11 protein-coding genes and 1 pseudogene are annotated in these 9,310 nt (G+C 44.4%); 8 read left to right on the forward strand and 4 right to left on the reverse strand.

The annotated features are described in order from the left end of the window. Nucleotides 1-8: 8 nt before the first annotated feature. From BK127_RS38825 to BK127_RS38845, 5 genes are read left to right on the forward strand one after another with little or no spacing between them, the layout of a single operon-like run. The gene (locus BK127_RS38825) at nucleotides 9-1,304 is read left to right on the forward strand and encodes a right-handed parallel beta-helix repeat-containing protein (protein ID WP_179097769.1); all 1,296 of its coding nucleotides are present in this window, start codon (nucleotides 9-11) and stop codon (nucleotides 1,302-1,304) included. Next, entirely contained in the window at nucleotides 1,301-1,858 is a 558-nt protein-coding gene (locus BK127_RS38830) for a nitrous oxide reductase accessory protein NosL (protein WP_076238031.1), read from the forward strand. Before BK127_RS38825 ends, BK127_RS38830 begins: the two co-directional genes overlap by 4 nt. Then, nucleotides 1,855-2,673: an ABC transporter permease gene (locus tag BK127_RS38835; RefSeq protein ID WP_076238032.1), complete on the forward strand. Its 819-nt coding sequence runs from the start codon at nucleotides 1,855-1,857 to the stop codon at nucleotides 2,671-2,673. Before BK127_RS38830 ends, BK127_RS38835 begins: the two co-directional genes overlap by 4 nt. After that, complete coding sequence (locus BK127_RS38840; RefSeq protein WP_076238033.1) at nucleotides 2,666-3,421, forward strand: ABC transporter ATP-binding protein; 756 nt, start codon at nucleotides 2,666-2,668, stop codon at nucleotides 3,419-3,421. Before BK127_RS38835 ends, BK127_RS38840 begins: the two co-directional genes overlap by 8 nt. After that, nucleotides 3,418-3,939 carry a redoxin domain-containing protein gene (locus tag BK127_RS38845; protein ID WP_076238034.1) on the forward strand — a complete coding sequence of 174 codons (522 nt, stop codon included), beginning with the start codon at nucleotides 3,418-3,420 and terminating at the stop codon, nucleotides 3,937-3,939. Before BK127_RS38840 ends, BK127_RS38845 begins: the two co-directional genes overlap by 4 nt. Nucleotides 3,940-4,012: 73 nt before the next feature. Here BK127_RS38845 and BK127_RS38850 read toward each other — a convergent pair whose 3' ends face one another. Together BK127_RS38850 and BK127_RS38855 are read right to left on the reverse strand one after the other, a co-directional pair. Continuing rightward, on the reverse strand, nucleotides 4,013-4,513 hold the full coding sequence (locus BK127_RS38850) for a FixH family protein (protein ID WP_076238035.1): 501 nt from the start codon (nucleotides 4,511-4,513) through the stop codon (nucleotides 4,013-4,015). 14 nt (nucleotides 4,514-4,527) lie between these two features. After that, nucleotides 4,528-5,961, reverse strand: a complete 1,434-nt coding sequence (locus BK127_RS38855; protein WP_083689920.1) for a PepSY-associated TM helix domain-containing protein — start codon at nucleotides 5,959-5,961, stop codon at nucleotides 4,528-4,530. Nucleotides 5,962-6,377: 416 nt separating this feature from the next. Here BK127_RS38855 and BK127_RS38860 point away from each other — a divergent pair, with 416 nt between their 5' ends. Together BK127_RS38860 and BK127_RS43310 are read left to right on the forward strand one after the other, a co-directional pair. After that, the gene (locus BK127_RS38860; protein WP_076238036.1) at nucleotides 6,378-6,584 is read left to right on the forward strand and encodes a hypothetical protein; all 207 of its coding nucleotides are present in this window, start codon (nucleotides 6,378-6,380) and stop codon (nucleotides 6,582-6,584) included. A 402-nt stretch (nucleotides 6,585-6,986) separates the two neighbouring features. After that, on the forward strand, nucleotides 6,987-7,394 hold the full coding sequence (locus BK127_RS43310) for a hypothetical protein (protein WP_076238037.1): 408 nt from the start codon (nucleotides 6,987-6,989) through the stop codon (nucleotides 7,392-7,394). 656 nt (nucleotides 7,395-8,050) lie between these two features. On the opposite strand, the gene BK127_RS38875 is transcribed toward BK127_RS43310, so the two are convergent. Both BK127_RS38875 and BK127_RS38880 read right to left on the reverse strand, forming a co-directional pair. Then, nucleotides 8,051-8,845, reverse strand: coding sequence for a DNA/RNA helicase domain-containing protein (locus BK127_RS38875; protein WP_144026692.1), 795 nt, complete (start codon nucleotides 8,843-8,845; stop codon nucleotides 8,051-8,053). Further along, nucleotides 8,794-9,111, reverse strand: coding sequence for a DEAD/DEAH box helicase family protein (locus BK127_RS38880; protein ID WP_076238040.1), 318 nt, complete (start codon nucleotides 9,109-9,111; stop codon nucleotides 8,794-8,796). Before BK127_RS38880 ends, BK127_RS38875 begins: the two co-directional genes overlap by 52 nt. On the opposite strand from BK127_RS38880, the pseudogene BK127_RS44600 reads away from it, so the two are divergent. Next, nucleotides 9,074-9,310: pseudogene (locus tag BK127_RS44600) on the forward strand (alpha/beta fold hydrolase); the annotation flags it as partial. The gene BK127_RS38880 and the pseudogene BK127_RS44600 sit on opposite strands and share 38 nt — an antisense overlap.

Below are 9,310 nucleotides of genomic sequence, written 5' to 3' on the forward strand. Positions count from 1 at the left end.
TCATTTGCATGTGGGGATGGGATTCTGCAAAGAACTCCATCTATGCGGCAGAATCGCCTTCGTCAGGGAGACTGCAGCAGTTGATCGATGCTACCCCGGCGGGTGGAGTACTGAATCTTCCCTCAGATACCTACCATGAAGCCATCATTGTGAAAAAACCGATTTCCATTGTCTCAGAAGCGCAGGTAACTCTTGTGAATTCAGCTGAAGATCGTCCAGCTATCCGTGTTGAAGCCGATCATGTTCTTCTAAAGGGGATATCCATTATTCAGGAGGGCCGGGGAGAAACAAGCGCTGTATTAGTGGCAAGCAATCGAAATGTCTTGGCTTCGTTACATATTCAGACGCAAGCGTTTGGCATCCTGATTCAGGATGGTAGCTTTAATGAAATCAGGGATACCACAATCCAGCGTTCATCTCAGGACTCCAGCACCAGCAAGCTAACAGAAAAGCGTAACGGAATTGATTTATTTAACGCTCATGACAATCTCATAATAGGAAATACGATCTCTTCCATGTTTGACGGCATCTACTTGGAAAGCAGCAACCGAAATCGTGTGGAACATAATCAAGTTGATCATTCCAGATATGGTGTTCACTGTATGTACACCGAGGGAACCTTCGTCAAAGGCAATACCGGTATGTTCAATATCACAGGTGCGATGGTGATGGGAGTCAAAGGGGCAGAGATCAGAGACAACACGTTTATTAAACAAAATGAGAGTGTCAACTCGCAGGGCCTGCTGTTTTTCGATGTTCAAAGCTCACGTATACGGAATAACAAGGTGGAGGGAAATCGGGTTGGATTGTATATCGAACAATCCTTTAACAATGAATTTGAGGACAATGAAGTGCACCACAACTTTATTGGAGTTCAATTTATTGAATCCGAATCCAATCGATTTACAGCAAATGATTTTATTGGCAATGTGATTGAAGCCCAGGCAACTGACAGCCAAAATAACAGTTTTTCGGGAAACTTCTGGGAAGCATTTCGCGGAATCGATACGAATGGAGATGGAATTAGTGAACTTTCCTACCCAATCAATCCGTTTTTCCAAGCCTTGACCTCCAAAAATGCCGCCTATCAGCTTTTTTTTCAATCTCCGGGCATGCAATTTCTCGAAAGTATGTCGGTAATGGAGGATTCCGAGTGGTCATCTGATCTCAATCCTCTCATGAAGCCTGCTCAGTCCATGATGGTGATTAACGATGATTCAAGCTCTAGTACTCTGCTGCTCAGCTCCTTGCTGCTTCTGCTTCTTTCTGTAAGTACAATTTATTTGGGGGTTAAACAAAGATGAAACGTTTATTTGCAACAGCTGCTTTTCTATGTATGGTTCTCTTTCTCTCCGCTTGCGCCAAAAGCGAATATAAAGCTCTTCCCATTAACGAAGAGGTAGACATTTGTGTCATTTGTAATATGCAGGTTAAAGATGATGCCTATGCCGTTCAGTTAACGACAAAGGAAGGCAAAAACTTTAAATTTGATGATTTAGGCTGCATGAATGAATGGAAGCAAAAAAATAGTGTGGACAGTATTGGAGCCCAATTTGTCAGAGATTATAATACCAAGGATTGGATCAAGTTCGAAGAGGCCAGCTACGTATTTCATCCCTCGTTTAAAACGCCAATGGCCTATGGGATTTATTCTTTTAAGAGCAAGGGCGATGCTGAAGCCTTTATTGACAGCCAAAAGAAGGGCAAGCTGATGACCGCAGCCGATTTAAGCACACACACTTGGGAAAGAAGCAGCAATACCATGCACATGGATATGGATGGAGCCCATAAAATGCAAGACAGCTCAACCAAAAAGCCTGAAGCCGGTAACGCCGATAAAGGAATGCACGGTAAATGAGCACCTTTCACATTGCGCTTCGGGAAGTAAAAATTGGCTTTCGCAATCCCTGGTCCTACTCCTTTATGGTTTTGTTTACCTTGTTCAGCCTGTCGCTGCTTGTCATTAATGTCCAGTATTTCTCCCAGGGGTATTCAAGTACCACGGCCTCTATGCTAAATTTGACTCTGTATTTGCTGCCCTTAATGACGCTGCTGCTCGGGGCATTTTCACTTACAGCAGAAAAAGAAGAGGGAAGCTGGCAGCTCTTGTCGACCTATCCCATTTCCACCTTATCTTTTGTTGCAGGCAAATACATTGGTTTGAGCACAGTTCTTCTGAGCATTGTTGCATTTGGCTACGGAATTACAGGAGTAGTTGGGTTCATGACTGGCAAAGGGCTGGCAGCGGATGCTTTCGGGTTGTTCTTTTCTTTTACAGCAGGCCTGGTACTTTTGTTTTTGGCGATTGCCCTTGTGCTTGGGACACTGGCACGCAATCGTTGGCAGGCGCTGACCTTTGCTGTCACGGTTTGGTTTTTTGCCATCATCGGTTGGCCGACACTACTGATCGCTGTGCTCGGACTGCTGCCCTATATCTGGATCAAGCCAGCGTTAACCGCACTCACGCTGATCAACCCGTCTGAATTGGTAAGACTATTTGTTGTTATCAAACTTGGCGGGGGGGCGGTACTGGGACCCGAGTACTATCAATGGGTTCAGTGGATCAAGCATCCTGCAGGTGCCTGGATATTCATCCTTCTCTGTCTGGTATGGATTGGGCTCTCGGTTGGCTTTGCCAACCTGATTTGGGAGAGGAGTCGGTCGCGTGGATAATAATGTGCTGGAGCTTTCTGGCATCCGCAAGGAGCTGGGAGGACGGTTGATCATCCATGATGCAAGCTTACGGCTGGGTCAAGGGGAAGTACTTGCCTTATGCGGGGGCAATGGCGCTGGAAAAAGCACGCTGCTCAGAATGGTTGCAGGCATTCTGCAGCCCACAGCAGGCGAGATTTGGATTAAAGGCAAGACGTGGAAGCACGATCGTAAGGGTTATGCACATCAAATCGGCTACATGCCGGACGAGTATTTGTTTGGGCAAGGCTTGTCCGCCGAGGAAACCTTAGCTTTCTGGGCATCCTTGCGTAAGGTTTCATCTGTACGGGTGAGCGAAGTATTAAAGCTTGTTGGTCTTCTGGAAGTACGACGCTCAAAGGTAAGCTCCTTTTCTAAAGGAATGCGGCAGCGTCTGTTATTTGCTCAAGCCCTTTTGGCTAAGCCGTCATTGCTTATTATGGATGAACCGACAAATGGTCTGGACCCTTACTGGATGGGATCCTTTGTCGAGCTGATCCGGTACGTCAAGAGTGAAGGACATGCAGTTATTTTCTCTACTCACCAGCTGCAAATTGCAGAGTCGATTTCCGACTATGTCATTTTCCTGAAGGAGGGTAAGATCGCTGAGCAGGGAACTACAGCCTCGTTAATCGAGCGTTACGGCTCTTATGGTTTAACTGCAGCCTTTGATAAGCTGTTTGCTTATCCTGATCCGTACGTGTCAGCAATAGAGATCGCTCAGCCATGAAGGAATGGCCTAAATGGACTACCTTGATCGTGATCGTTGTTATCGGCGCTGCTTTGATGTATACCTTGTTTCAGCCGCAGCCCAAACTAGCTAATAGCCTCAAGCCGGGGGACGCTGCTCCGGACTTTACCTCCATCACTTTGGAGGGGGCCAGTATAAAGTTGTCCGATTACAGGGGCAAGGGCGTGTTGCTGAACTTTTGGGCTTCCTGGTGCACACCCTGTGTTGATGAGATGCCTCGTATGAACAAAGCCTATCGATCGAAAGCGTCCAATGTAGAAATCATCGCGGTAAATGTAGGAGAGTCCAGAGGGACTGCAAGGGAGTTTCTGACAACACTTGGGATTGATTTTCCTGTTTGGTTGGACCCAAGCGGTGAGGCTGCACAAAGCTATAAAGTAAAGGGACTTCCTGCAACATTTCCCATTGACAAGCAAGGTAGGCTGGTTAAAGCAGTTGCCGGCGAGCTGCCAGATGACAAGACCATAGTTGAATATTTAAAATCGATTGAACCCTGAATACAAGAATCGGCCTCCAACTCACTATCACAGTGTGCGGGGCCGATTCTTTTTTATCCCAAATCAAGTTTTGCTAATGGTGACTTCCGCCTCCAGCATTCTCGCTGGTTTTATCTGCAGGCTTTGACGATTTGCCCACAAATTGTGCAAGCTCTGCATCGCTTGGTTTGCCTACAATAAATCGTTGGGCTGGCATAATACTCTGGTCGCCGGATGTCACATAGGTTCGTAAGTAATAGATACCATCCTGATCAAAGGTATAGGCTGCTTTAAAAACGCCCTCACCTTCGTAAACTGGGGACAGACGCAGCTTGGACGGGTTGCCTTCGGTTGATTTCCAAATTTCAAAATCAACTTGCGCTCCTTGATTGACCTGAACCCCCTTATCGGTCACCTTAACACGTAGAGAAGCCTCCGTATGCGGAGCTATGCGCTCCGGAAGAACAATCTCCGCTTTCACATGCTGTGGATTGATACCATCCGCCGTGCCGCTGCGGATGGTAGGTGTAAGTGAACATCCCGTTACGGACACCAGTAGCACAACCGCAGCCAAACTTGTGTATATCGATTTCATGCTCGAGCTCTCCTTTACATGTACCATGACTTCAATTTAGGAATTCGTGTTAGAACAAATCGGTCCAGCAAGAACACAATAATGATGGAAATACCAACAAGAGGCATGATGATACCTAACGCTATGATGATGATACCCAAATTGCGGACTAGCTTAGGGTTTTTAGCTTTAGGCGGGGCACCTAGCTTCCCTCCAGGCTTGCGCTTCAGCCACATCGTATAGGCGCTAATTACAAATAGCAACAATCCTAAGCAGGCAATTAATCCGAGCAGTTGGTTAGGCCATCCAAACAGGTGCCCCTCATGAAACGCAATCCCTAAGGAAATATACTTGGCAGTGGCACCATAATCCGCAAAGCGGATATCAGACAGCACATGGCCCGAATATTGGTCAATGTGCATGGTTACATTGCTGACAGGGCTCGAGGCTGAAACCGACAAGGTGTAAACACCTTGTTCACCTTTAGGCATGGATATGGTATAAGGTGGATCTACACGCTTCAGTTGGGCGACTGTAACAATATCCTCCACAGCCAAGACAGTGCTTTGGGCTGCTGTTGAATAAGGTACGGGTAGATTCTCAGCAGCCCAAGGTACATTCTCAGCCACATCCTTGGTAACTGGGGCATTAGATAAAGGTTTCGCCATAAAGTTGTTGGCGAATGGAGGGTTCGATGTGTTCGTTGCGTTGGCAAAATTGCTGATCTGCTTGCCCATCACACCGGACCAAGGGAGTCCGCCCAGAATAATAAGCACAATAAGCAAGGACAGCCAAAACGTAGGGACAGCGTGCACATCCCGCCAGAACGTTCTTTTATTGGTGCCGCGCAATCTAGGAAGTACGGTTCCCCATATGTCAGCCCGATTTCTTGGCCACCATAAATAAAGTCCGCTGATGAGCAGAATAAGTGTCCAGCATGCGGTAAGCTCCACAAGCCGATTTGCTACATCGCCACCTACAACAAATTGGCTGTGGAGCTTTTTTATTATAGCCATAAAGGTTTCATCCGACTTCTGCGTCCCTATAATGGAGCCTTTGTAAGGATCGACAAATACGGTAGATGCTGCTTTGTTGACAGTGGCGCTGAATCTTGTGGATTGTTTGGGATCATCTGACACCGTTACCGCGCTGATTTGAGCATCGGGATAAGCCTCTTTCACGCGGTTGGATTGCTCGGTCAGTGAAAGGGTAGAGGAGCCAACGGCACTCACCTGGTATAAATGCTCGTATAGCTGGTTTTCAATTTGCGTCTTAAACAAATAAATACCGCCACTAATAGCGAGTAAGGCAATGATGGGAGCGAAGATGATCCCGGCAAAAAAATGCCACCGCCATACTAAGCCATACATCGATCCCTTGATTAGGCGGGCGGTTTTGGTGTGTTGTTCTTCCTCCTTTGAAATTTCGGGTTCACCCGGGATTGTCTTTGGAAGCTTGGGAGCTGGCATTGACAAGTGTATGACATCCTCTCATTAAAAGTTGAAGCAAGCCAAGACAATTAACAGCTTTAAATTCTTTTTGCCAAGCTTGGAACAGAGTAATTATAGCTTCCAAATAGGCAAAAAAAATGGCTACAAAGAGTCATTTCGATCGTACGCGTTCACAAAATGTTCACTAAAGGCTGGTGCCTGATTTGTCGGCATGAACGATTTTCTGAATTTTAAGGTAGCATTGCGTAAGGGGATTGACGCTATCTCAAATCGAGGATAATATAATAGTAATAATTACGTATAAAACAAGGGAGGAAAGGATACTCTAGCAAAAAAGTTGTTTACAGGATCGTTGCCATGAAAGGGAAATCCAGTTTGTAAAATTCAATCTTACATAATCAATTGTTACGTGCTATGCACAAGGAAGATATGAAATGACAAGAAGAATGGTTGGCATACTATCTGCTTTAATGGTTATCATTGTATTGCTGGCAGGCTGCAATGGGGGCAATGCTGCAAAAATGGGGGCGACGGATAAAGGCAAAGAATTGGTTTACGCCACATCAAAAGATATTAACGATATGAACCCCCATCTCTATCCAGGTTCCCTTCCTACACGTATGTACAGAATAATCCTTTAAGGTATACTAATCCTAGTGGACATAGTGTTTGCGGATTTAGCGGCTACGCAGTTAGTTTTGATACTTGGTTGAAACAAAGAAGTCTAAGAACATAAAAATAAGGATGAACATGTTCATCCTTATTTTTATGTTCTCATTAAAAGACCTGTGGGGAATGTAATCAGGTTCTTGTCATTTATGTAGCCAGGTTCTTGTCATTTCTGTCTGTTTGATGCGTTATCGCGTTTTTTGTAGACACCGCGGTAACATCCTCACAAAATAATGTATTTGATACAGATGTACTGTTGGGTGTTGAGACAAATAGCAAGTAATGCGCAGTTAAAAAATCTGAAATGCCCATTTTTAACTTTATATGGTAAAGTAAAATTTTCAGAATTACGTTAGAAAATTAGGAGGACTAAAATGGAATTACCAAAAATGTTTGATTTCAATCAAGATGTTCGAGCAAGAGATAAGATACTAGGTTTATCAATTGACTGGGAAGATAGAATAAATAGAATTATTAGATTTGACCCCATTCAAGTGTCAGCACTAGAAGATCTGATTAATAATCAATTCATAAATCCAGATGAAAAACAGAATAACTCTCCCACTGTCCAAAAAATATTTACTTTCATGAAGAAGTTTCCAGTCGTTTTCGCCACCGGTTATGCTGTGACACCGAAAAGAAAGGACTATAGGGTTTCAATTGAGGGGCTAGCAATAAATCCAGAAGATGTAACTGAAGAGTTAGAGAATGCGTTCAAGGAGTTTTCTAGGTCTGCAGACGAACTAATAACCGAGAGTGGTATGGCATGTCGCTGGAGTTAACTACCCTTCGATGCGGTAAAATTGCCCAAGTTTTATACTCATGCCTTAAAAACAATGAACCGTATGATCCTTTCAAACACGCGAGCAAAATGGTAGTAATCCTTGATGGCGGTAAAGTAAGGTTAAAGATCCCAGCTAATTTAGAAAATTACGAACGCCAAGCGGATGAGTTAGCTGATGGCGATGTCTTATAAACGACAGTATCTTACACTGCTTTACATTGAACATAAATAGCCCATTGCCATGTAAAATTGGAAATAAGAAGCTTCCAAATTACGGTGATGGGCTCATTTACATTTTTCTAAGCGCTACACTACATTAGACTGGCAATCCAACTACAACTTCGCTAGTCGGCTGGTACCGCCTACGGCGAACTGATCGAGCCGAACCGGTGCTTCCGGAGGATCCAATAAGGAGCACGAGCTGAAGCTTCGCACCGTTTTAGCAACTACAACTTCGAGCAACCGAAAGCCATTGGTATGAGAAAAATAAAAAGATGGCACTGGAGGAGGCATAACTGCAGAAGAGGAGGGCAGGGGGTTCCATCGCATACTATATCTTCAATACCTTGAAGAATTCCCCTCACGCTTTTAGCAGCTTCCACAAGAGACCGGCGAACCTCTTCAGTCTCTTGTGTTTAATGAAAGGCAACTCGCTTAATTTTCTTCTTCCGGTTCGGGCATTATTCCGAGAATACCTAAGCACGTGCTTAACAGCAATTCATTTCTAATGATAATCAGGTGAAGCTTTTTCCGTGTTCTCGTTAGAATTTGGAAAAACATCTTGGTCGGATGGTAATAGGGGCTGAACCCTCGGGTGAACAATTTCCCTTCTTCCGTGTGATAGAATGTATGATCCAAGAAAGCAATAACGTTATCGAACTCTTGGCCGATTACATCATGAGCCGTGTCAAAGTGGTGATTATGATACCTATCAGCAGGCAATTGTTTATATCTTGAAGGTGTGAAGTTGATCGCCTTCCATCCTTCTTGACTTAAGTTATTACTGTATTTCTTTGCTGAAATGGCATCGGAAAAATATTGAACGGAAATGTTTTGATAGCTCATTGACGAATGAGAGCTTTTTAAATCAAACAACTTCACAATAAACGAGGCAATCTCCTTATTCGTACGAATTTTCTTTGTTAGTTTATAGGATGAGTGCGGCGTGAGGCTTTTAATATACATCGGTACATCACTTTGAATTTCCCAGTCGGATAGGCATTGTTCCCCATCGTAGGAGAAGATTACTGTGGAACCCGCTGTAATTTTACCTATGATATCTTCTAATTGAGGTTTGCTAACCCGTTGTACTTCATCAAAAATAATGACATCATATTTCGAAAAGTCATAATCCTTATAATCTTTAATCGGTGCTATTTTCCACTTATATTTATGAATCAGCCTAATATGACCACGTTCAACTTTCCTACGTGGACAATCAGCACTGATTTCCCTTTGTCCATACTCTCCTTAGCAATTGAATAAGTCAGTAATGTCTTACCTGTTCCGGCAGCGCCTTCGATGGAAACGTAGGCAGTGCTCGAAATGAGCTTTTGCTTTAAGACATTGCGTTTTATCTCTTTTTGGTGATCGGTTAGGAAGTATTGCCCCTCCATAAATTTGTCCGTTGAATTAAAGTGAGATACCAAATAATTCGTCGGATCAAAGAGACTGGAAATATCAACCTCTCTCATGTCGGGACAGCGACCGGACATCCCTTACACTCTCGATGACATGTCCAACGACGCTATCGGACTGCTCGACGCCCTTTCAATTGACCGGGCACATTTCGTTGGCAGGTCGATGGGCGGCATGATCGCCCAGATTGCAGCCAGTGTGAGTACCCTGAACGGGTTTTATCACTCACTTCCATTATGTCCAGTTCCGGTAATCCCGCCCTTCCGCAATCTTCCC

This window comes from Paenibacillus sp. FSL H7-0331 (assembly GCF_001956045.1).